Source organism: Botrimarina sp. (assembly GCF_040219535.1).
In the GTDB taxonomy this organism is placed as follows: Bacteria; Planctomycetota; Planctomycetia; order Pirellulales; family Lacipirellulaceae; genus Botrimarina.
Genome location: NZ_JAVJSH010000012.1, coordinates 646,086 through 668,887, shown reverse-complemented (window position 1 = coordinate 668,887; position 22,802 = coordinate 646,086). Strand labels below are relative to the sequence as shown.

Annotated in this window: 19 protein-coding genes; 13 read left to right on the top strand and 6 right to left on the bottom strand. The window is 70.0% G+C overall.

All coding sequences use genetic code 11. From position 1 onward, the window contains the following. Nucleotides 1-87 precede the first annotated feature (87 nt). The gene (locus RIC11_RS06920) at nt 88-5,907 is read right to left on the bottom strand and encodes a chemotaxis protein CheB (RefSeq protein WP_350209666.1); all 5,820 of its coding nucleotides are present in this window, start codon (nt 5,905-5,907) and stop codon (nt 88-90) included. A gap of 475 nt (nt 5,908-6,382) precedes the next feature. On the opposite strand from RIC11_RS06920, the gene RIC11_RS06915 reads away from it, so the two are divergent. From RIC11_RS06915 to RIC11_RS06885, 7 genes are all read left to right on the top strand, one after another. Next, a complete protein-coding gene (locus RIC11_RS06915; RefSeq protein WP_350209725.1) occupies nt 6,383-6,745 on the top strand; it encodes a chemotaxis protein CheB in 363 nt (120 codons plus the stop codon). Beyond that, nucleotides 6,718-7,017: a MazG nucleotide pyrophosphohydrolase domain-containing protein gene (locus RIC11_RS06910; RefSeq protein ID WP_350209664.1), complete on the top strand. Its 300-nt coding sequence runs from the start codon at nt 6,718-6,720 to the stop codon at nt 7,015-7,017. Before RIC11_RS06915 ends, RIC11_RS06910 begins: the two co-directional genes overlap by 28 nt. Before the next feature lie 136 nt (nt 7,018-7,153). Continuing rightward, nucleotides 7,154-8,962: an ATP-binding protein gene (locus RIC11_RS06905; protein ID WP_350209662.1), complete on the top strand. Its 1,809-nt coding sequence runs from the start codon at nt 7,154-7,156 to the stop codon at nt 8,960-8,962. Nucleotides 8,963-9,042: 80 nt separating this feature from the next. Continuing rightward, nucleotides 9,043-9,486 (top strand): ribonuclease HI, encoded by a 444-nt coding sequence (gene rnhA, locus RIC11_RS06900; protein WP_350209660.1) that lies wholly within the window; start codon nt 9,043-9,045, stop codon nt 9,484-9,486. Between the two features lie 86 nt (nt 9,487-9,572). Continuing rightward, complete coding sequence (recG, locus tag RIC11_RS06895; RefSeq protein WP_350209658.1) at nt 9,573-11,651, top strand: ATP-dependent DNA helicase RecG; 2,079 nt, start codon at nt 9,573-9,575, stop codon at nt 11,649-11,651. 75 nt (nt 11,652-11,726) lie between these two features. Further along, complete coding sequence (locus RIC11_RS06890) at nt 11,727-11,972, top strand: AbrB/MazE/SpoVT family DNA-binding domain-containing protein (protein WP_350209656.1); 246 nt, start codon at nt 11,727-11,729, stop codon at nt 11,970-11,972. After that, nucleotides 11,969-12,283, top strand: a complete 315-nt coding sequence (locus RIC11_RS06885; protein WP_350209654.1) for a type II toxin-antitoxin system PemK/MazF family toxin — start codon at nt 11,969-11,971, stop codon at nt 12,281-12,283. The genes RIC11_RS06890 and RIC11_RS06885 overlap by 4 nt, the downstream gene beginning before the upstream one ends. A gap of 5 nt (nt 12,284-12,288) precedes the next feature. Here the strand turns inward: RIC11_RS06885 and RIC11_RS06880 are convergent, their stop codons facing one another. Next, complete coding sequence (locus tag RIC11_RS06880) at nt 12,289-12,636, bottom strand: hypothetical protein (RefSeq protein ID WP_350209652.1); 348 nt, start codon at nt 12,634-12,636, stop codon at nt 12,289-12,291. 153 nt (nt 12,637-12,789) lie between these two features. Further along, the gene (mtnA, locus tag RIC11_RS06875; RefSeq protein ID WP_350209650.1) at nt 12,790-13,899 is read right to left on the bottom strand and encodes an S-methyl-5-thioribose-1-phosphate isomerase; all 1,110 of its coding nucleotides are present in this window, start codon (nt 13,897-13,899) and stop codon (nt 12,790-12,792) included. A gap of 84 nt (nt 13,900-13,983) precedes the next feature. On the opposite strand from mtnA, the gene RIC11_RS06870 reads away from it, so the two are divergent. Then, the gene (locus tag RIC11_RS06870) at nt 13,984-14,823 is read left to right on the top strand and encodes an SDR family NAD(P)-dependent oxidoreductase (RefSeq protein ID WP_350209648.1); all 840 of its coding nucleotides are present in this window, start codon (nt 13,984-13,986) and stop codon (nt 14,821-14,823) included. Between the two features lie 33 nt (nt 14,824-14,856). Further along, the gene (locus RIC11_RS06865) at nt 14,857-15,939 is read left to right on the top strand and encodes a M28 family peptidase (RefSeq protein ID WP_350209646.1); all 1,083 of its coding nucleotides are present in this window, start codon (nt 14,857-14,859) and stop codon (nt 15,937-15,939) included. Nucleotides 15,940-15,958: 19 nt separating this feature from the next. Here RIC11_RS06865 and RIC11_RS06860 read toward each other — a convergent pair whose 3' ends face one another. Beyond that, nucleotides 15,959-16,327: a DUF5615 family PIN-like protein gene (locus tag RIC11_RS06860; protein ID WP_350209644.1), complete on the bottom strand. Its 369-nt coding sequence runs from the start codon at nt 16,325-16,327 to the stop codon at nt 15,959-15,961. Continuing rightward, entirely contained in the window at nt 16,324-16,554 is a 231-nt protein-coding gene (locus RIC11_RS06855) for a DUF433 domain-containing protein (RefSeq protein ID WP_350209642.1), read from the bottom strand. Before RIC11_RS06855 ends, RIC11_RS06860 begins: the two co-directional genes overlap by 4 nt. 214 nt (nt 16,555-16,768) lie before the next feature. Between RIC11_RS06855 and RIC11_RS06850 the strand changes: the two genes are divergently transcribed. The 3 genes from RIC11_RS06850 (at nt 16,769) to RIC11_RS06840 (ending at nt 18,708) form a co-directional block, all read left to right on the top strand. Then, nucleotides 16,769-16,984 carry a CDGSH iron-sulfur domain-containing protein gene (locus RIC11_RS06850; RefSeq protein WP_350209640.1) on the top strand — a complete coding sequence of 72 codons (216 nt, stop codon included), beginning with the start codon at nt 16,769-16,771 and terminating at the stop codon, nt 16,982-16,984. A gap of 337 nt (nt 16,985-17,321) precedes the next feature. Next, nucleotides 17,322-18,236, top strand: coding sequence for a hypothetical protein (locus RIC11_RS06845; protein WP_350209638.1), 915 nt, complete (start codon nt 17,322-17,324; stop codon nt 18,234-18,236). A 187-nt stretch (nt 18,237-18,423) separates the two neighbouring features. Beyond that, nucleotides 18,424-18,708 (top strand): antibiotic biosynthesis monooxygenase family protein, encoded by a 285-nt coding sequence (locus RIC11_RS06840; RefSeq protein ID WP_350209636.1) that lies wholly within the window; start codon nt 18,424-18,426, stop codon nt 18,706-18,708. Nucleotides 18,709-18,825: 117 nt separating this feature from the next. Here RIC11_RS06840 and RIC11_RS06835 read toward each other — a convergent pair whose 3' ends face one another. Further along, nucleotides 18,826-19,599 (bottom strand): sugar phosphate isomerase/epimerase family protein, encoded by a 774-nt coding sequence (locus RIC11_RS06835; RefSeq protein ID WP_350209634.1) that lies wholly within the window; start codon nt 19,597-19,599, stop codon nt 18,826-18,828. Nucleotides 19,600-19,760: 161 nt separating this feature from the next. On the opposite strand from RIC11_RS06835, the gene RIC11_RS06830 reads away from it, so the two are divergent. After that, nucleotides 19,761-22,763, top strand: coding sequence for a hypothetical protein (locus RIC11_RS06830; protein WP_350209632.1), 3,003 nt, complete (start codon nt 19,761-19,763; stop codon nt 22,761-22,763). Nucleotides 22,764-22,802: the final 39 nt, after the last annotated feature.

Below are 22,802 nucleotides of genomic sequence, written 5' to 3'. Positions count from 1 at the left end.
GGCGCCCCAGCCGACGGGGCCGCCGGGCCTAGCCTAGCCCAACCGCCCCCGGCGAGCAGCGCCGCCCGCCCGGTCCGGCTGTCGGGTCTAGCGGGCGTCGCGGAAGAAGCGCTCGACCTCTTCGGCGTCGACCGGGTTGGAGACCACCCCGTCGAACCCCCGCTCCCGCCAATCGGACGGTTCGTCGGGGCCGTGGCTGAGCAGAGCGAAGCGGCAATTCGCCAAGGCGGGGATCGCCTTGAACTGATGCAGCAGGTCGTCGCAGCTGGGCTCTTCGAGCCGCGCCGGAACGAAGACAACCTCGGGCGGCGCCGTGTGGCAAGCTTCCAGCGCCTGCTGGCTGTTCAACGCGGTGACCCGGTAGCCCCTCCGCTCGAGCTCGCCGGCCGCCCCCTCGCCCGGCACGGCGCCGTCGCCGATGAACACGAGGGCGGGGGCGGTTGCGTCCTGGTCGCCGTCTTCGTGGGCGCGGAGCCAGCGGGCGAGGGCGCCGATAAGCTGGTCCCGATCAATGGGTTTGGTCGCCACGTCGTTGCAGCCGGCGTCGAGGCAGCGTTGCCGGTCCGTGCTCATCGCGTTGGCGGTGAGCGCGATGATGGGCCCCTCGTAGCCGTCGGCGCGCAGCTGCTGTGTCGCGGCGATGCCGTCCAGGACCGGCATCTGCATGTCCATCAGGACCGCGTCGAAGGGCGCGCCGTCCTCGCTCCTGGCGAGACAGGTCTCGACGGCTTGTTGGCCGTCGTTGGCGGTTTCGACCGAGAGGCCGGCCTCTCTGAGCAGCAGCGACACCAGGAACCGCATCTCGTGGCGGTCGTCCACGGCGAGCACCGTGCCGCTGAGCCTCAGAGGGTCCGAAGGCTTGTCGGGCGTCGGTTCGGCCCGCAGCGACGCCGTGTCGGGCTCCGTCCATTCGACGCCGTCGAGCGGTCCGGTGTCGAAGGTGAAACGGAAGGTCGCCCCCTCGCCGAGCTCGCTCTCGACCTCGAGCTCCCCGCCGAGCATGTCGACCAGCTTGCGGCAGATCGCCAGCCCCAGCCCGCTGCCGCCGGTCGCCCGGGTGAAGGAGTTGTCGATTTGCTCGAACGGGCGGAACAAGATCTGGCGGTCCGACTCGGCGATCCCCACGCCGGTGTCGGTGACGGTCATCTCGGCTTTCTGTTCCTCTCGTAGGCAGCGGCACGTGACGGTGACGCCCCCCTCGCGGGTGAACTTGATCGCGTTGCCGACGAGGTTGACGAGCACCTGCCGGACCATCTTGGGGTCGGTCATCACGTGCTGGGGCATCTCGCCGTCGAACGCGATCGACAGCGTGAGGCCCTTCTCCGAAGCGCGGACCGCCATCAGCGAGCGGATGTCGGCGAGCACCTCGAGCAGCGAAGTCCGCTCTCGGCGAACCGTCATCTTTCCCGACTCGATCTTCGACAGGTCGAGGATGTCGTTGATGATCTCGCACAAGAACTCGCCGTTCTGCTTGATCGTGCGGATGCAGGACCGCGCGTCGGCGTCGTCGGTCCGCGCGGCGAGCACGTCGGCGTAGCCGAGGATCGCGGTCATCGGCGTGCGGATCTCGTGGCTCATGTTGGCGAGGAAAATGCTCTTCGCCGCGTTAGCGGCCTCGGCCGCTCGGCGCGCGTTCTCCAGCTCGATCTCGGTCTGCCGGCGCTGGGTGATGTCCACCCCGATGCCCGCGATGCGCACCGGCCGACGCTCGCCGCCGTTGCCCGCGAACACGGTGCGGCCCTGCATCAGCACCCAGCGGACCTCGCCGTCGGGGCGGACGACGCGGTGCTCGCTGTGGAACTCGCCATCACCGGCCGGGTCGAGGCTCGCCTCGATGCCGCGCCGCACCGCCGCGCGGTCCTCGTGGTGCACGAAGTCGGGGATCTCCTTGAACGCGACCGTCGACGGCGCGTCGTCGGCGAGGCCGAAAATGGCCTTGAGCTCGGGCGACCACACCACCTGCCCGCTCGGGACCTCCCCGTAATAGGACCCGAACTGCGCGAGCTTCGCCGCCAAACGCAACCGCTCCTCGCTCTCGACGACCGCCTTCTCGGCCTCCTTGCGGGCGGTGATGTCGAAGTTCACGCCCATCAGGGTGACAGGACGGTCGCCGTCCAACTGCTGCACGCTGCCGCGGCCGATGAGCCAGCGGACGGTTCCGTCGGGCCACACCACGCGGAAGTCTGTCTGGTAACTCACGCCCCCCTCCAGAGCGGTGCGGACCGTGTCGCGCACCGACTGGCGGTCGTCGGGGTGGACCCGCTCGAGGAAGCCCTGGTACGAGTCGACTCGCTCTAGTTCCGCGCGCGTCAGTCCATACAAGTGGGCCCCGCCGAACCATATCAGCCGATCGCTCTCCACGTTCCATTCCCAGAAGCCGAGCTCCGCCGCCCGGGTCGCCAGCTGCGTGCGGCGCTCGCTTTCGGCCAGCGCGCGTTCGGCCTCGACGCGGCCGGTCACGTCGACTCCGAGACCGCCGACGAAGCGCTTGCCGTGAGCGTCGGTGAAAGGGAACTTCATGCTGAGGAAGTAGGCCCGGGTGTCGTCCGGGTAGAAGGCCTCCTCGATCGCCTCGATCGACTTCTCGTCGTTTAGCACGAGGCGGTCGTTCTCGACGAAGCGGTCGGCGATCTCCCGGGGCCAGAGCTGGTGGTCGGTCTTGCCGATCCAGGCGCCGGGCTCGATGTTGAACCGCGCCTCGTAGTTCGGGCTGAGGTAGACGTAGCGGCCCTCCGCGTCCTTCAGCCAAGCAACCACGGCGCTGTTGTTGAGGAACGCGGCCGTGCGTGCCTCGCTGGTTTGCAGAGCCGCTTCGTCGGCTTTCCTCTGGATCGACTCCCAGAGGATGTTCGCCACGGCCGTGACGAAGTGGGCGTCGTCGGCGGTGTAGCTGCCCGGCGTGCGTGAGTGCACGCCGAGCACCCCCCACGGCTTGCTCTCGGGGCCGATGACCACGCTCAAGCCGCTCCGCACGCCGTGGTCGATCAGCAGCTGGGGCCCGCTGAAACGCTCCTCGGTGGTCAGGTCTTCCACGACCACCGGCCAGGCGGACCGCAGCGTGTAGCCCGCCTGCGAGTCGCGGCCGGTGGGCACGGCCGCGTGGCCCACGAGCCCCGGCTTCCACCCCACACCGGCGACGAGCCGCACGGTCTCGCCGCCGGGGTCGAGCCGCAGGACCTTCGTCAACTCGACGCCCAGCGTGTCGGCCGCGACACGGACCGCGCGGTCGAACAGCTCGTCGAGCGGCCCCCCGGCGAGCGCGTGCCGCCCCAGCCGGGCGATCGCCGCCTGCTGCCGCTCACGGGCCTCCAGGTTGCGGGCGGCCTGCTTGAGGTTGGTGATGTCGGAGAACGTCACCACGACGCCGTCGATCTTGTTGTCGCCGGTTCGGAAGGGCATGACCCGCCGTAAGAACCACCGGTCGTCGACGCCCTGCACCTCCTTCTCGACCGGCGCGAGCCGGTCGAGGACGGCCCGCGCGTCGCCGACCAGGTCGGGGTCGTTCACCCGCGTCGACAGGTCGCTGATCGGCCGGCCGACGTCCGTGTCGAGCAGGCTCATCAGGCGCGTGGTGGCGGGCGTGTAGCGGCGGATCCTCAGGGCCTCGTCGAGGAAGAGGGTCGCCATGTCGGTGCTCGACAGCAGGTTGCTCAGGTCGTCGTTTGTCGACTCGAGCTCGTCGACCTTTTCGTGCAGCTGGTTGTTGACGGTGTTCAGCTCTTCGTTGAGCGACTGCAGCTCCTCGCGCGAGGTCTCCAATTCCTCATTCGTCGATTGCAGCTCCTCGTTCATCGACATGACCTCCTCGTTGGAGGCCTTCAGCTCTTCGTTGGCGCTCTCGAGCTCTTCGATCGTGCTCTGCAAGTCTTCCCGCGTCGCCTGCAGCTCGAGCGCGAGCTGCCGCTCGATGGACGTGCCTTCGGTGTCGGCCCCGACATCGGCAAGCTCGTGCTCGGCGGTCGCCGAGGGCGGCGCCGCCTCGTCGGAGAAGCTGACAAGCAAGAGCGGCTCGGCCTGCTTCGCCTGGACCAGCGGTTGCACGCGGACCCGGACCGCGACCCGCTCGTTGCCCCGTTGCACCCGGGGCGCGACGACCGACGCGATCTTCCCGGTCACGCGCGCGTGCTGCAGCGCCGTGCGCAGCTTCGCCTTGAGCCCGCCGAGCGCCATGGCGCTGACTTCCAGGTCCGGTTCGCCCAGCGGGAAATCGAGGTAATTGCGGACCGGTCCGTGGATGTACTGGATCAGCCCGCGGCGATCGACCATCACCGACGCCGGAGCGAACGCCTCGAGCAACGCCTTCTTCGATATCTCGATCGCGCCGGCGTACTCGGCGGCCTGCGTGCCGTCCCTGCCGCCGTTGCGGCTGAGCCTCCAACGAGGCGACTCCAGCGGGTAGCCCGACGCTCCGGACTTGCTCACGCCGGTCTTCCGGTAGAGCCGCGCCGCTTGCGAGACGGTCTCGTAAAGGTGCTCTCTCTTGGCCGGCGACTCGGAACTGCCCAGCAGCAACAGGCCGTTGGGGCGGAGGGCGTAATGGAACATGTCCAGCACCCGCCGCTGCACGTCCGACTCGAGGTAGATCAGCAGGTTGCGGCAGCAGATCAGGTCGAGGTTCGAGAGCGGCGGATCGGCCAGCAGGTTTTGCACCGCGAGCACACACAACTCGCGGAGCTCCCTCCGCACGACCAGCCGGTCATCCACCCGCGTGAAATACGAGTCGATCTGGCTCTCGGTCAGGTCGCCCGCCACGTTCTCCGGGTAGGAACCGGCACGGGCGGTCTCGATCGCGTCGGAGTCGATGTCGGTCGCGAAGATCTGGATGTCCACGCGGCGGTCGAGCCGCTTGAGCTGATCCCGCAGCAGCATGGCCACCGAGTACGGCTCCTCGCCGGTGGAGCAACCCGGCGTCCACACGCGGAACGGTTCGTCCGCCGGCTTCTCGAGCAAGGCCGGCGCGAGCTCGGCGGCGAGCGCTTCCCAGGCCGGCTCGTCGCGGAAGAACCTAGTGACGCCGATCAACAGGTCCTTAAAGAGCGCTTGCAGCTCTTGCCTCTCTTCGCGCAGCAGCCTTACGTAATCGCCCGCGTCGACGACCTGGCGGATGCCCATCCGCCGCTCGATACGCCGCGTGAGCGTGCCCGTCTTGTAGCGCGAAAAATCGTGGTCCGTAGACGCCCGAAGCAGGCCGAGGATCGACCGGTACTGGTCGGGCACGGCGTCGGCGAGGTCCGCCTTGTCCTTCTGCAGGACGTACGGGTGCCTGGCGTACCCTACGAGAAGCCCCGGCATCTCGGCGATCGGCACGACGAAGTCCACGGCGCCCGTAGCGATCGCCGCGCGGGGCATTCCGTCGTGCTCGGCCGTTTCTGGCTCCTGAGCGATCGTCAAACCGCCGGCGCCCTTGACCTCGCGCGCGCCCTCCGCACCGTCGGCGCCGGTTCCCGACAGCACGACGCACACGGCCCGTTCCTTTCGCGCCTGCGCCAGCGAGCGGAAGAAGTGGTCGATCGGCAACCGCACGCCGCGCCGCTCGACGGGCTCTTCCAGCAGCAGCTCGCCCCCCTCGATGCTTAGGAACCGATCCGGCGGGATCACGTACACACGATTCGGCTCGACCCGGGTCGTGTCGGTGACCTGATGGACCGGCAGCTCGGTGTGCTTCGAGAGCAGCTCGACCATCAGGCTGTCGTGGGCCGGGTCCAGGTGCTGGACCAGCACGAAAGCCACGCCCGGTTCGTTGGGCATCCCGCGGAGCAGCTGCCTGTAGGCTTCCAGCCCGCCGGCCGACGCACCGACCCCGACCACCACACACGGGGCCTCCGCCGCCTCGGCTCCGGTCCGGGCGCCGGCCGCGGTCCCCGGATCTTTCCGCGGGGCTTTGCTCTTCGACTTCTTCTTAGCCATCGACTGGGCCCGGTCGTCTAGCGATCAGGCGTAGCAACTTGGTGTGGGGGCCGCGACGACCATTGTCGCGGTTCGCGGAGGGCGGGTCCGCACAGCGTGGCCGATGAGGGGCCCGGGCGCCGCGCCTCCGCTTCGACCGAAGGGGCCTCCTAACAAGGGAGTACTAGCGTTACACGGGCTGAGAGTCTTCTCATTGGACAGCCGATTGTAGCAGCCCACGCCGGCCTCGGAGCACGGGCAAATTACCGCTAGGGGGCGCCAAACCCCAGTCGAAATCCCGCCCGACAACGCCGCTTCTGCACCCGACCAAACAGCCGTGGCGCCTTCCGCCACCCCTCGAAGGGCGGCGCGGTTATCGCGTAGCCCACGCCCTCGTCGCGCGGTACACGCCACGACGGGGCAGGCACTCGGCTTGGCGTTGTCGCTCTGCTAACGAGAGCCCCTGCGGTGAGGCGTCTGTTGGACGAAGGCCGCCCTGCCAAATCACGACATCGTCGTCATCGGTGGCTCGAGCGGCGGCATCGAGGCCCTGTCGGAGTTGGTAAGCGGGCCGCCGGCCGACCTGCCGGCTGCGGTTTTCGTGGTCCAGCACCTGCCAGCGGATTCCCACAATTACCTGCCGAAGATCCTCGCCAAGCGTTCCGAGCTGGAGCCGAGCGGCACGTCGAAGCCCTCCGGGGCCTGCTCGCTTCGAGGGACCCGTCCCGCCCCGACCGGCAGAGCGCCGGTTAAGATAGCGACCGGCGCCCAGACCGCCGCCGATTGGCCCGTCCCGCCGCCTTTTCGAGTCCTGGTATCCCCGCTACCGCCATGCAGCTGTCCGACTTCCAACAATTGATCCGCGACATGTACCACGAGAAGGACGTGGCCCGCGGCGTCGACGGGACCTTCATGTGGCTCATCGAAGAAGTCGGCGAGCTGGCCGCCGCCCTCCGCGACGGCACGCCCGAGGAACAGCGCGGCGAGTTCGCCGACGTGCTGGCTTGGCTGACGACGATCGCCAACGTGGCCGGCGTGGACCTGACCCAGGCGATCGAAGAAAAGTACGGCCGGGGCTGCCCGGGGTGCGGCCAGCTCGCCTGCGTGTGCGACGACGCGGAGAAGCCCTGACGGGCTTCGGGCGCCAGGCCTCGGGCTGCAGGGGATCGCTGGCCAGCCCTCCCGGAGCTCGAAACCCGAAGCCCGAAGCCCGGCGCCAGCGCGGCGCTGTTGGTTCGCTTCCCTCCGGGGCCGTACAATCACCTCCATGCCGAACCGCGGCCTGAAACGTGTCCTTGGCGAGACCTCCCTCGAGCGGAAGTGCTTGTGGTGGTTCGGGATTGCGCTGGCCGTGCTGCTGTCGCTGAGTTTTTATTGGTCCGGCCTGAAGCTGCGCGAGATCGTTTACGAGAACGACCTGAAGCTCGGCAAGGAGTGGGTCAACGCCGCGCTGGTCGAGCGCCACTTCGAGGCGTTCGTCGAGCCCTCGCCCGACGAGAAGCAGAGCTTCACCCCCGGCGACGTGCGGTTCTGGGAGGACATGCTCGACAGCATGATCAGCGGCGGCCGCGACGCGGACGTCGACTTCGACTCCTACGCGATCCTCCCGCAAGACCCGATCCTCAACCCGGACGAGAAGAACCCCCCGACCCAGCCGGGCGAGCGCGAGCTGCTGGCGCGCTACGACGCCGCGGACCGGGCCGAGGCCGAGCCGTCGCTCGTCGACGCCCGCGGCGGGAAGCTTTTCCGCTTCTACCAGCCGATCTACGCGAAGCAGTCGTGCGTCAGCTGCCACTCGATCTCGATGAACGGCGGCCTCGCCCGGCCGGGGCTGAAAGAGGGCGACCTGATGGCGGTTATGCGGATCGAGATCGAGCGCGACACGGGCGAACAGATCGCCATGTACGAGGGGATCATGTGGGCGGTCGCCGTGATGATCGGCGTGCTGTCGATGTTCCTGCTGTACTTCATCATCCGCCTGCTGATCGTCAAACCGGTGCAGCACCTGCGCGACGTGGCCAACGCGATCCGCGAGGGGGACACGGCCCAGCGGGCCGACATCCAGACCGGCGACGAGTTCGAGGACCTGGCGGCCGCGTTCAACCGGATGCTCCGCCAGCTGCTGAGCCAGCAGAACGCGCTGGAGAGCGTCAACCACGAGCTCGACGCGAAGGTCGACGAGCTCGCGCAGATGAACCTGCGGCTGTTCGAGATGAACCGCCTGAAGAGCGACTTCCTGGCGACCATGAGCCACGAGCTGCGCACGCCGCTCAACAGCATCCTGGGCTTCAGCGAGGTGCTCGGCGCGGTCGACTCTCTCGACGCCAAGCAGCAACGCTACGTGACGAACATCCAGCGCAGCGGCAAGATGCTGCTCGAGATGATCAACGACATCCTCGACCTGGCGAAGCTCGAGTCCGGCCGGATGGACGCCACGCCGAGCGAGCTGCCGCTGGCGTCGATCATCACCGCGCAGTGCGACATGGCGCGGCCCCTCGCCGAGCGCAAGCACATCGACCTCGACGCGGTCTGCCCGACCGGCGTGCCCCCCCTGCGGCAGGACCACGCCAAGCTCCAGCAGATCCTCAACAACCTGCTCTCCAACGCGATCAAGTTCACCCCCGAGGGGGGACGCATCATGGTCCGCGCCCGCCGCGAGGAATCGTCCGACTCGGACGGCGCGCCGCGTGCCGGCGGCGACTCGGCCACGCTCGTCGTCGAGGTCGAAGACACCGGCATCGGCATCAACGAGGCCGACCAGGGGATCATCTTCGAGAAGTTCCGCCAAGGAGCGTCGGCCGCCCCCGGCGGCGACGCCATGACGCGCGAGCAAGGCGGCACGGGCCTCGGCCTGTCGATCGTCCGCGAGCTCTGCCGCCTGCTCGACGGCGAGGTCACCGTACGCAGCGTCAGCGGCAAGGGGAGCACGTTCACGGTCCGCCTCCCCTGGCGCCTGCCCGACCGCACCGATCTGGACGCCGAGCTGAACCGCGAAGTCGCCGAACTCACGCGCCCGGCCAGCGGCGCGCTCCCCGCCCCGGCGGCCCCGCACCCGGCCGCTTCCGCCGCCGGCTGAGCCGATTCTTTGTAAGGGCACGCCCCGTCGTGCCCCCGCCCTCGCCTCTCGCCTCCGGCCTACAGCCTCCAGCCTTCCCTGTGGTTCACCTCTACACCGACGGCGGTTGCTCCGGTAACCCCGGCCCCGGCGGCTGGGCGTTCCTGCTCGTGCACCCCGCCACCGACAAGCGCCTGGAAGGCTCCGGCGGTGAGCCGGAGACCACCAACAACCGGATGGAATTGCGAGCGGTCGTCGAGGGGCTCTCGACGCTCAAACGGCCGACCGAGGTCGAGCTGTTCACCGACAGCGTGTACGTGGGCAAGGGCCTCAGCGAGTGGATGCCCGGCTGGAAGCGAAACGGCTGGAAGCGGAAGGAGAAAGGCCGCTTGAAGGACGTGAAGAACGTCGACCTCTGGAAGCAGCTCGACGAACTCGCCGCCCGGCACACCATCAAATACACCCGCGTGGCCGGCCACAGCGGCCACCCCGAGAACGACCGCGTCGACGAGCTCGCCGTGGCCGCGTACCAGCAGTACTTGTAGCAGGCAGCAGGCAGCAGGCAGCAGGCAGCAGGCAGTATGCTATTTAGCGAAGCTGCCTACCGCCCTCTGCCCTCTGCCTACTCCCCGTGGACCGCGCCCTCGCCACGCCGATCGCCCAGCTGAGCCGCGCGCGGCGGGACCACGCCGACGCGCTCGCGCGGAAGGGCCTCCGCACGGTGGCGGACCTGCTGTTCTTGTTCCCGCGCGACTACGAGGACTTCCGCGACCGCCGCGCGATCGCCGACCTGGTCGCCGACGAGCCGCAGACCGTCGTCGGCGAGGTGACCGACGTCGAGTCCCGCGGCACGGGCTTCGGCAAGAGCCGGCTGGGGGTGATCGTCGAGGACGCGTCCGGCGCGCTCCGCGCGACCTGGTTCAACCAGCTCTTCTTGCGCGACAAGTTCCGCGTGGGCCGGCGCGTGCAGCTCTCCGGCAAGCCGAAGAAGAAGGGCCTGCGCTGGGAGATGACCCACCCGCGCATCACCTGGCTCGGCGACGACCCCGACGACGACCCGTCCAACGAGGGGCTGCTGCCGGTCTACCCCCTCACCGAAGGCGTGCCGCAGCACGCGATGCGGCGCCTGGTGACCGAAGCGGTCGACGGCTACGCCGACCTGCCGGACGAGGTCCTCGCTGCCGAAGTGCGCCGGCGCAACGCGCTGCTGCCGATCGCCGACGCGCTCCGCGCGATCCACCGGCCGGCCGACGAGGCCGCGCGCGACGCGGGGCGGCGGCGGTTCGTTTTCCAAGAGCTGCTCACGCTGCAGCTGGCCCTCGCCGCGCGGCGCCGGCAACACCAGTTCGCGTTCAGCGCGCCGGCCATCGAGGTCGACACGCGGCTCGACGCGCGGATCCGCCGGCTGCTGCCGTTCGAGCTCACCGACGGCCAACGCGCGGCGATCGAGGACATCACCGCCGACCTGGCGAGCCCCACCCCGATGAACCGTTTGCTGCAGGGCGACGTCGGCTCCGGCAAGACGATCGTCGCGCTCTACGCGATGCTCGCCACGGTCGCTTGCGGCTGGCAAGCGGTCCTCCTCGCGCCGACCGAGGTGCTCGCCCGCCAGCACGCGGACACGCTCTCGGCGATGCTCCGCGCGAGCCGCGTGCGTTTCCGGCTGTTGGTCGGCGGCATGACCGACGCGGAGAAGCAACAAGTCCGCGCGGGCCTCAAGTCCGGCGACGTCGACCTGGCGATCGGCACCCACGCGTTGCTGCAAGAGAAGGTCGCGTTCGCCAAACTCGGCCTCGCCGTCGTCGACGAGCAGCACAAGTTCGGCGTACGCCAGCGGGCCGCGCTGCGCGACGGCGACCGCTCGCCGCACTACCTCGTCATGACCGCCACCCCGATCCCGCGCACGCTGTCGATGACCCAGTTCGGCGACCTCGACATCTCGAGCATCACCGACCTCCCGCCCGGCCGCCAGCCGGTGCGGACGTACCTCGTCGAGCGCGACCAGCAGAGCCGCTGGTGGGACCACGTGCGGCGGCAGCTCGACGAGGGGCGGCAGGCCTACGTGGTGGCGCCGCTGGTCGACGACTCCGAAGCGATCGACGCCGCGAGTGTCGAGCGGGCGTTCGAGCGCCTGACCCACGGCGAGCTCCGCGGCTACCGCCTGGGCCTGCTGCACGGGCGGATGGCGCCCGCCGATAAGGACGCGGCCATGGAGCGATTCCGCGGCGGCGCGACGCAAGTCCTGGTGAGCACGACCGTCATCGAGGTCGGGGTCGACGTGCCCAACGCCACGGTGATGGTGGTCGCGTCGCCCGGCCGCTTCGGCCTCAGCCAGCTGCACCAGCTCCGCGGCCGCGTGGGTCGCGGCCGCCACCCCGGCGCGTGCGCGCTGCTCGCTCCGGCCGAGCTCTCCGACGCGGCGCTCGCGCGGCTGCAGGCGTTCGTCGCCACGACCGACGGCTTCGAACTGGCGGAGATCGACTTCGGCCTCCGCGGGCCGGGCGACCTGTTCGGCGACCGCCAGAGCGGCCTCCCCCCGCTGCGGATCGCCGACCTGGTGCGCGACCGCGAAGTCCTCGCCGAAGCGCGCGACGCGGCAGCCGACCTGTTCGCCAAGGACCCGGGCCTGAAGTCGCCCGAGAACACGCTGCTGCGCCGGCAAATGCTCCGCCGCTACGGCGCGTCGCTCGAACTGGGCGACGTGGGGTGACGAGTTGCTCCCGCGCCGAAAGGGATCTACAATGTAATTACAACCGATGACCCAGATCTAACCAGGAACCGAACGATGCGAGTCGACCTCGTGGCCATCGGCAACTCGCAGGGGATCCGCATCCCGAAAGCGGTGATCGACCAAGCGGGCTTGTCCAAGGAACTCGAACTCGAGGTGACTCCTGGGGCGATCGTGATCCGGCCTGCCCATCGGGTCCGCGGTGGGTGGGCCGACGCGGCTGCCTCGTGCGGCGTGTCCGCCGAGGACGACCTGGGCGACTGGGACGCCACGCTCGGCGACTTCCAGGGCGTGTGGGAATGAAGCGGTTCGAAGTTTGGCTCGTCAACCTCGACCCCACCATTGGGAGCGAGATCAGGAAGACCCGGCCCGCCGTGATCGTATCGCCGGACGAGCTGAACGATCACCTACGAACGGTCGTCGTCGTGCCGCTGACGACCGGCAGGACTTACCCGTTTCGAGTACCAACGAGAATCGGCGGCGCCAAGGGTGTTGCGGCCGTGGATCAAATTCGCACGGTCGACAAGCGGCGGCTGACGAAGCGGATTGGGCGCGTGGGAAAGGCGACAGGCCAGAAGCTTCTCGCCGCGCTCATCGAGATGTTTCGACCGTAGCGGCCTCACTCGACTTCCACGGCCTCACGCTCCCTGAGCGGCCCTTCCTCCGCGGGCGGGTCGGACGATTCGGCTGTGTCGTCGTCGGGGCTGTCATCGGGGTCGCCATCGGGGTCGCCACCCGCGTCGTCGTCGTCGGTTTGCTGCCGCTCGAGTTCGTCGGCCGCGTCGCCTGCGGCCCGACGCAGGTCGTCACCTGCCGCCCGCGCGGCCGCTCCCATTTCTTCGATGTCTTGTTCTATCTTCTCGGTCTCGATCGTCGCCGAAGGGCGATCGGAGTCGGCGCTGAAGGAGATCCACCCGATCAGGGCGAGAACGAGGATTACGACCAGCAGGGCGACGATGGCGCGCACGGCGTGGGCCTCCTAGAGGATGGAACTCGGGGCCCCACCAGATGCACTTTGGGCGCCGACGCCGATCGACGCCCCGTTTCAACTTCCCGACGCCCCTTCGGCTGGCTCGGTGGCGATCAGGATGATCTCTTGCCGTGCCACTCTTGGACCAATTCAGGCGGGGACCGCCCCAACGTTGGCCCGGATCGCCTCCTCGGACACCGGCGAGATCACCCCCCGCTCGGTGACGATGCCTGCGACCAGCTCGGCCGGCGTGACGTCGAACGCCGGGTTCCACACGGCGACCCCCTCCGGCGCGGTGCGGCGGCCGAACGGCTCGGCGACCTCCTCGGCGGCCCGTTCTTCGATCGGGATGTCGGCGCCCGACTCGATCGACAGGTCGAACGTCGTCGTCGGCGCGGCCACGTAGAACGGCACGCCGTGCGCTTGCGCTAGAACCGCCAGGCCGTACGTGCCGATCTTGTTCGCCACGTCGCCGCGGGCGGTGATCCGGTCGGCGCCGACGATCACGGCCTGCGCCTTCTGGTCGCGCATCAGCGGCGCGGCCATCGAGTCGCAGACGAGCGTCACGTCGACGCCGCGCTGCATCAGCTCCCAAGCGGTCAGCCGCGCGCCCTGCAGCAGCGGGCGGGTCTCGTCGGCGTAGACCTTGGGGTTCTTGCCGGCCTTCTGCAGAGCGAAGATCACGGCCAGCGCGGTGCCGTCGCCGCCGGTGGCGAGCATCCCCGTGTTGCAGTGGGTCAGGATCCCCGCGCCGGACCCGAATTCGCCGAGCAGCTCGGCCCCGTACCGGCCGATGGCCGCGCACTGCGCGCGGTCCGCTTCGTGGATCGCTTTGGCCTCGGCCAGCAGCCGCTTGCCGACCTGCGCCGGCGGCACTTCGTCGTCGAGCTCTCCGACGACGCCCCGCATCCGATCCAGCGCCCAGAAGAGGTTGACCGCGGTAGGGCGGCTGGTCGCCAGGTGGTCGCACGCGGCGAGCGCCGCCTCGCGTGCGGCGGCCGGATCGCGGGCCGGCGGCTCGGCGCCGAGCATCGCCCCGTCGCGCACGCCCAGCACCACGCCGTACGCGGCCGCGATGCCGATCGCCGGCGCGCCGCGTACGGCGAGCCGCTGGATCGCGTCCCACACGTCCTGAACCGATTGGCAGTTCACGTAGATGACCGACTCCGGCAGCCGGGTCTGGTCCAGCAGCGTGAGGAAGCCGTCGCCGCCGCCGGTCCAGCTGATCGGCGTGGCGTTGGCTTCGGGCGTGTCGGACATCGGGACTCCGCTGCGGGGATCGGAACGGCGGGGAAGCGGGGGACGCACCTCTACCGGTCGGCGCGACGCCCCTACACTACCCGCATGGAAAACCCTCCGCTGCCCCTGTCGCTCGAATCGCGGGTCGTGCTGGTCACCGGGGGCGCCCGGCGGGTCGGCAAGGCGATCGCGATCGAGCTGGCCCGCCGCGGCGCGCGGCTGGCGATCCACTGCAACTCTTCCGTCGAGGCGGCCCGCGACCTGTGCGCGCTGCTCGAGGAGCGCTACGGGACCGACGCCGAGCCGTTCCAGGCCGACATCACCGAAGACGGCGCGGCCGAGGACCTCGTCGACCGCGTCACGCGGCACTTCGCCCGCTTCGGCGACGCCGACGACGAACACGTCGGCCTCATCGACGTGCTGGTCAACTCGGCCGCCGTCTGGCCCGAGAAGCCGCTCGAAGAGTTCACCGCCGACGATGCGCGACGCTGTTACGAGGTCAACACGCTCGCCCCGCTGCTGCTCGCGCGGACCGCCGGGCTGCGGATGGCCGACCAGCCGACCGGCGGCGTCGTCATCAACCTGGGCGACATGGCCACCGCCCACGACGGCTCGCCGTACCCGGGCTACCCGGCCTACCACCCGTCCAAGGCGGCGATCCCGGGCATGACCCGCGCGCTCGCGATCGAGCTCGCCCGACGCAACCGCCGCGTGCGTGTCAACGCGGTGCTGCCCGGCCCCGTGATCTGCCAGCACCTGCCCGGCGAGCCCGAAGAGCCCGAGTCGCGCAAGCAGCACGCCCGCGACGTGGCCCTCGTCGCCACGCCCGAAGAGGGCGGCTACGGCCGCGCCGAACACGTGGCGCACGCCGTGGCGATGCTCGTCGAGAACCCGTTCTTGAGCGGCGTCTGCCTCCCGGTGGACGGCGGCGGCCGGCTGGCCTGAACCGCCGCCGCCCCGCGCTGGTAGGATGAGATCATGACCGACACGCCGCCCGACGCCCCCCGCCTGAAGCCCCGCGCCCTCGCCGTCGGGGCGACGGCCGCGCTCGCCGTTGCAACCGCGCTGCATTTGGTCATGATCCCGCCCGGAGGAAGCCCAACGGCGCACGAACTCGCCGAGGGCCGCACGCCTGCGGGCGAACCCCTCAGGCGGGTCGCCAACACGCCGGTTGAGAACCCGCTCGACGCCGACCGAGCGATGGGCTACCTCCGCGACCTCTGCGCGATCGGCCCCCGCATCAGCGGCACGCCCGGCATGCAGCGGCAGCAGCAGCTCGTGTCGGAGCACTTCAAGGAACTCGGCGCCGAGGTCGAGTTCCAGCCGTTCACCTACCCGCACCCGCTGACCGGCAAGCGGGTCTCCCTGGCGAATCTCATCGTGCGGTGGCGGCCCGACGCGGAGCGCCGCGTGCTGCTCTGCGCCCACTACGACACCCGCCCGCTGCCTGACCAGGACCCCGACCGGGCCGCGCGGCAGTCCGGCGTGTTCGTCGGGGCGAACGACGGCGCGTCGGGCGTGGCGGTGCTGATGGAGCTGGGCCACCTGATGGCCGAGCGGTTCGAGGAGCAGGCGTCGGACGAAGACTTCGGCGTCGACTTCGTGCTCTTCGACGCCGAGGAACTGGTGTACCGCGAACGCGACCCGTACTTCCTCGGCAGCCAGTACTTCGCCAGCCGGTACAAGAACCGAAGGCCGGACGAGTGGTCGTACGAGGCCGCCGTGCTGCTCGACATGGTCGGCGACGCCGACCTCCGCTTGCCGTACGAGGCGAACAGCTACCTCAACCGCCAGTCGCGTCCCATCGCTCAGGAGGTGTGGGCCGTGGCCGAGCGGCTGGGCGTCGACGAATTCGTGCCGAAGCTCGGCCCCCAGGTCAGCGACGACCACCTCGCGCTACGCCGGTACGGCGGCATCCGCGCGATCGACATCATCGACTTCGACTACCCCCACTGGCACACCCGCGCGGACACGCCGGACAAGTGCTCGGGCGAGTCGCTGGCGAAGGTCGGCTGGGTCGTGTGGGAGTGGCTGCTGGAGCGGGCGGGGGAGGGGGAGTGACCCGAGCGGCGCCCAACCCCTAGAGAGGCAAGACGCGGACACGAGCCCTCGCCTCGTCCACCACGACGAGCGCGCCGGCGGCCAAATCGGCCTCGTGCTGCCTCAGAGCCGCCGCTACGACGGCGCCCATGTGGTCGGGCAGGACGTCTTGGCCCCGCACTTGAAGAACGCTGGGGCCAGCGGCGTGCGTCAACGCGAGCGTCGTTCCGAAGTCCAGGTCGTGTGTGAAGACGACGCGGCCGTTGCGGCGAGCCCAATCCATGATCTCTCGATCGGTCGCCGCAGGGTTGCCGACCGACGACCAATGGACCGACGACCATCCGTGTTCGGACAATTTGTCGACCCAGCCGGGCGACAAGTTCATGTCGATCAAGAGTTCAATGCTCATGCCGTCGTCAACGGCGCCTCACGCTCCTCCGTTCGCCAAGCGGCGTAGGCCAAAGCCTGCTTGATGTCCTCCGCTTCCAGGTAGGGATAAGCGGCAAGGATCTCTTCGTGCGAACGGCCAGCCGCCAGCAGCCCTAGGATCATGCCCACGGTCACCCTCTGCCCACGCACGCACGGCTTGCCCCCCATGACGGCTGGGTCGAACGTGATCCGGTCAAGCTGAGGCATTTGGTGGTTGTTGTGTTTGGGCAGGCTCACGCCGGCCGGTGCGGGCCGAGGAAACATCGCTGCCGCTCATTCTAACAGGGGTTTCTTGCGAATACCGCACCTCGCCCGAAACGCGCGGCGTGTGGAGAGGCCTCGCCCGTCGCTTGCCAAACCGCCCCGGCTATCGACAATCCCTCCGATACCCCACGCCCCCCAACTCCGGAGCCTCGCCACGATGGCCGACGTCAAGATCACCGTCCGCGACAACGGGTCCCTCAAGGTCGAAGGCCCCGTCGAAGTCTACGACGCGCAAGGCCGCAAGTTCCCCCTCGACCCGTCGAAGCCCGCCATCGCGCTGTGCCGCTGCGGCCACAGCAGCAACATGCCGTTCTGCGACGGGTCGCACAAAACGTGCGGCTTCGAATCGGTCGTCGTCGCGCCGCAGGAGTGAGCCAGGGCCGCTAGTCCGTGGCCCGTTGACAGTAGTCGGTTGCCCGTGGCCAGTAGCCGCGCCTCGCCACGAGCCACGCGCGACCGACTAACGGCGCGAGCCGCGCGGCCGCATCGACACGCTGTTGACATGTCCGCGACACCTTATCCACCCCGCCCCGGCTGATGTTTCGGCCGGGGTTTTTCGCGCCGGTCCCGGGATCGGGAGGGGTTTCGCGGGTCGCAGGGAAGGGCGGCCGGAGGGAATCGCGCAGCGGCTGGAATCGGCGCGTAGCGGGCCGCGGCGCGCGCGATAGAATCCGCGGCCCCGCCCCCTCCGTGACCCGTTGCGAGATCCGATGCCCGCCGAAGAAACCACGCCCCGCGACGCCGCCGATACCCCGACCGCGGCCTCCGCCCCGGTCCGCTCGACCACCCCCCCGACGCCCGGCGCGCCCTTCGACGAGGCGCCGCTGTCCGCTGCGACCGTCGAGACCTCCACCCCGTTCGTGGGCCGCTGGAACGAGTTGGTCAGCACGACCAACTGGGAGAAAGGCCGCATCATCGCCGAGTGGCGGGCCGAGCTGGAACGCTCCGGCGCGGCGGTCACCGAGTACTCCGACGAGGCCTGGGCGCGGCTCGTCGGGGGGGTGACCAGCCAGCACGTGGGCCGCCTCCGCCGCGCCCACGATCGCTTCGGCCGAGTGTACGAGCAGTACCCCGGCCTCTACTGGAGCCACTTCCAAGCCGCGCTCGACTGGCCCGACGCGGAGATGTGGCTCGAAGGGGCCATCACCAACAAGTGGAGCGTGTCGCAGCTGCGCGCCGCCCGTTGGGAAGCGGTCGGCGACCCGTCGGACGCCGACCAGGCGAGCGACCCGCGGGTGATCGAGGGCACGCTCGACGAGGACTCCTATTCTGCGCTCGTCGATCGCAACGACCCCGCGCAAGAAAAGTCCAGCGAACGGTCCAGCGAAGGCGGCGACACGCGCCCCACGCCCGCGCGCTCCGAAGCCGCCGAGCGTTCCACCGTCGGCGAGCCAGACGACGGGCCAGACGACGGGCCCACGCCGGCCACCGAGGCCGCGCCGCGGGTCCGGCCGTTCAAGGACCTGGCCGCGTTGCCCGACGACGTGGCCGACGCGTTCGAGCAGTTCAAGCTCGTGATCCTCAGCCACAAGCTAACCGGCTGGGAAGCGATCTCGCGCGACGACCTGCTGGGGGCGCTGGAGGCCCTCAAGGTGCTGGCGATGGCGCCGTCGGAGAGAGAATGACTCGGCGCCCGTCACCGAGTCGTGAGTCACAATGACCAAGGACCAGTGAGTGACGGCCAACGCTGCCCATTGGTCATCGAGGCTTGGCCGTTCGGTCATTTGCCCCACCCTGCCGGCCTTCGCCCCCCGCGCCGCGTTGTGCTACCCTCTTGGTCCCAACTCCCCCACTTCATGGAGGCTCGCGCCGATGGTCACCGTAGGAATGAACTATGTCGTGTTGCCGGGCAAGAACGGGGAGTTCGAGGACAAGTTCTCCGCGGTCATCGGCGCGCTCAACGCGGCCGAGGGCCACACCCAAAGCCAGTTGTGGCGGGACACGGCCGACGAGAACTCGTACCTGATCACCAGCGAGTGGAACGACGAGCAGGCGTTCCGCGACTTCATCACGAGCGACGCGTTCCGCTCGGTGACCAATTGGGGCAAGGCCGAGATCCTCGCCGGCCGGCCGTCGCACAAGGTCTACAAGCACTGAGCGGCGGCGCGCTGCCGAGCCGCGTCTGCGAGCTCGGTAGGGCTCTCAGCGATCCGCCGTCGGCTTCCCGCTGATGGTCCAAGAAGCTGACCGCTAACCGCTCCGATCCGACCGCCCTTACAGCGACCTGAGGTACGCGATCGCGTTCTCGATGTCGGCGACCGGGTCGGGACCGGTCGTTCGGTCGACGATCAGCGGGCCGCGGTAGCCGTGCTCTTCGAGGGTCGCCAGCACCTCGTCGAAATCGGCTTCCCCCCGCCCCAGCTCGACCTCGGTCGCGCCGCTGGCGGCCGACGTGTCGCCGACCGCGTCGACCGCGTACACGTGAGCGACCTGCGCTCCCAGCTTGGCGGCGGCCTCGGGGCACGCGACGCCGCGGCCGATTAACAGCAGCGGGTGGAGCGACAAGCCGACGGGGCCGTCGCCCGCCCGCCGGCAAAGGTCGAGCTGCGTGTCGGGCGGGTCCCCAGAAACGAGCGCGGGCCGCACGCCGACCCGTTCGCCCCGAGCGCCCAGCAGCCTCAAGGCCTCGGCCAGCGAGTCGGCGCCCGTTTCGCCCGACGGCGCGCCGGCCCGGACGGTGAGCACCCGCGCGCCGAGCTTGTACGCGAACGCCATCGCCTCGCCGATGGCGAGCACCCGGCGCTCCAGGTCGTCCGGGTCGCCCAGCGGCCGGCGGGTCGGGAAGGTCGCGGCGAGGACCCTCAGCCGGTGGTCCTCCAGCATCCGGCGGAGCTCGCGCAGAGCGGTCTGCGAGAAGTCGGTCGGCCGCAGCTCGTTCCGCAGGTCGACCTCCACGCCGTCGGCCCCGGCCTCGGCGGCCCGCGCCAAGGCCCGCTTCAGCGGCGAGCGGAACGAGCGGGTCGGAACGCCGATTGGGAGGGTTTGCACGGTCTTAGCGACGGGGCGGTCGGGCGGTGGGCCGGCGCGGCTTGGCGCGGCGGCCCGGTGGGCGGGCGGCGTTGTACGTTTGCTCGGCCGACCAGCCGGGGCGACCCCCGTGGCGTGTCGGCCTTGAGCCTGCCGCCTTTCTACGTGCCGCCCTCCCCGAGATGAATCCTCCCCCCGCGACCCTCGCTCTCGGTGTGGGTTGCCTGTTGTGGTCGGCGGCGCCGCTGCTGGGCGCAGCGGGCGGGCCCGACCGGGGCGCGCCGCCCGTCGCGCAAGCGCCGGCCGCGCCGGACTCCCCCGACGACGGCGACGCCGAGCTCGTCGGCGTGTTCCGCTGCCGCTTCGGGCACGACCGCTGGGACGTCAACTACGACGACTGGCCCGACCAGTGGACGCGCCTGTACGACGCCCAGCACCCGCAGTACGTGCGGATGGGCATCGAGCCGGTCTCCGACGAACACGGCAGGGCCTTGGTGATCCGGCCCGACGGCGCGGCGGCCCAAGCGAGCAGCCCGCCGATCCCGATCATCCCCAAGTTCAGCTACAAGCTGCGGCTCCGGGTTCGGGTGGCGGGCGTCGAGCACGGCGCGGCCCGGGTGCAGATGGCGTTCTGCGACGGCGCCGACAGGGTGCAGCAGCTCGAGCAGGTGTCGGACCTGCCGTCGGACTCCCAGTGGCGCGACATCGAGCTGGGCGACTTCGAGCCCTCCCAGCAGAGCGTCGACCGCCTCTACCTGCGGGCCGTCTACGAGCGCGGCGAGCGCGGCGACCTCAACGCCGAGATCGCCATCGCCGACCTCCGCTTGTACCGCCTGCCGAGCATCCGGATCGCGACCAACAGCCCTTACAACGTGTACACCGAGCCGTCGCAAGTGAGGGTGACCTGCCGGCTGTCGGGCATCCTCGAACAGAACCCAGAGATCCGCTTCCAGCTGCTCGACGCCACGGACAAGGCCATCGGCGGCGAGGGGGAGATCGAACTCGAGGGGGAGGTGATCCACGAGTCGCGCACCCGCGCGTCGGAGATCGTCGACGGTTTCGGGAGCGACAAGCCGAGCTACGAGGGCTCGGTCGAGTGGCGGCCCCCGATCGACGACTACGGCTTCTACCGGGTCCGCGTCGGGATGTTCAGCGCAGAAACCGGCCAGCCCATCGGCGAGGCGCGCTCCATCACCGTGGCGGTCGTACGCAAGGACCTGCAAACCAGCCAGAGCGGCGAGTTCGGCTGGAGCCTGCCCGACGCGGACGACCCGCTCCCGTTCGACGTGCTGCAAGACCTGCTGCCCCGGGTGGGCGTGAGGAAGGTGAAGCTGCCGGTCTGGTTCCCCGCCGGCGACGAGAGGCGGGCCGACACCCTGCTGCGCTTCGCGGAGCAGCTCACCGCACGCGGCATCGACACGATCGGCGTGCTCGAGGACCCCAGCCACCACCTGAAAAGCCACGCACCGGACGAAGCCGCCCCGCCGATCGAAGGCCTCTTGTCGGCCGACCCCTCTTACTGGATCCCGCTGATCGACCCGGTCATCACCCGCCTGTCGCTGAGGATCCGCTGGTGGCAACTCGGCGCCGACGGCGACACCAGCTTCGTCGGCTACGGCTCGCTGCCGCAACGCATCGGCGACATCCGCAACCGGCTCTTCCGCTTCGGCCAAGACGTCCGCCTGGCGATCGGCTGGCGCTGGGACCACACGCAAGACTGGCGCGAGCGCCTGACCTGGGACGGCGAGCAGATGGCCGGGCGCGAGCAGCTCGACGCCGCCGGGCTCGCCGCCGCGTTCGCCTCGGCGCCCCGCAGCACCGTCCAGCGCTGGGTGCTCGTCGCGCCGCCGGAGGTCGCCATCGACACGCCGCCGGGCGCGGACCTCACGGACCCCGAGGGCCCCTTGGTCCGCGCGGCGATGGTCCGCCGGCACCAGCAACGGGTGAGGGACTTCGTCGAGCAGGTGCTGGTCGCGAAGGTGAACAACGCCGACGGCATCTTCATCGCCGACCCGTTCAGCGGCTCGGCCGACGCGCGCGTGGGCCGCACCGGCGTGATGAACGACGACGGCACGCCCGGCGAGCTGCTGCTGCCCTGGCGCACGTGCGCGCGGCTGCTGGGGGGCGCGGAGCACCTGGGCTCGCTGCAACTGCCCGGCGGCAGCAACAACTGGCTCTTCCGCCGGCCCGACGGCCAGGTCGTCATGGTGCTGTGGAACCTCGGCGTCGAGGTCACCGAAGACGACTCGGCGTCGATCGAGGAGGTGCTCTACCTGGGCGAGGACCCGCAGGTGATCGACGTGTGGGGCAAGTCCACGCCCGCCGAGCTCCGCGACGGGCGCCACGTAGTGCCGGTCGGCCGGATGCCGCGGTTCGTGTTCGGCCTGAACGACGCCGTCGCCCGCTGGCGGATGGCGACCCGCTTCGAGCGGACCAACCTGCCGAGCGTGTTCGGCACGCCGCACGAGAACCGCCTGTCGTTCACCAACACCTTCGGGCAAGGCGTGGGGGGCCGCGTCGGGGTCTTCGTGCCGGAGCTCGACGGCGCCCAGCCGCCGCTGTCCGACCGACCGTCCAAGCACTGGCGCGTGCAGCTCCGCGACGACCGGATCCGCTTGGCGGCCGGTGAAGAGGCCGGCTCGGACACAGCGATCACGCTGCTGGGCGCCGGGTACGGGCCCCAGCCGGTCCGCATCGACTTCATGGTGCAAGCCGACCGGGAGTACCGCTTCAGCGTGTGGCGCCAGCTCCACGTCGGCGAGAACGACGTCGAACTCGAAATCGACAGCTACCTCGACGAGTCGGGCCGGCTGATCGTTGAGCAACAAATGCGCAACCGCGAAGGCCGACCCTCGGACTTCAAGTGCTTGCTCTACGCGCCGCAGCGACGGCCCAAGCGTGCGCAGGTGTTCCAGCTCGGCCCGGAAACCGACAAGAAGGAGTACCGCTACCTGAACGCCGAGTCGCTGATCGGCGAAGAGTTCCAGCTGCAGATCGAAGAGCTCGACGGCCAGCGGGTGTTCCTGCACCGCTTCCGCGCGAAGCGCCAGCGGCGGCCGCCCGCCAATCCCGAGAAGTCCGGCGGAACGGAGTCGGAGGAACCGGGCCCCGGCCAGCCGCTCGCCGACGACGCGCGCCCCGACGATCGGGCCCCCTGGGGTGGCGTGCCGGCGCCGGGCGGGTAAGGATCAGGTGAGTCGCACCGAGCGTCCTCCCTGGCGAGC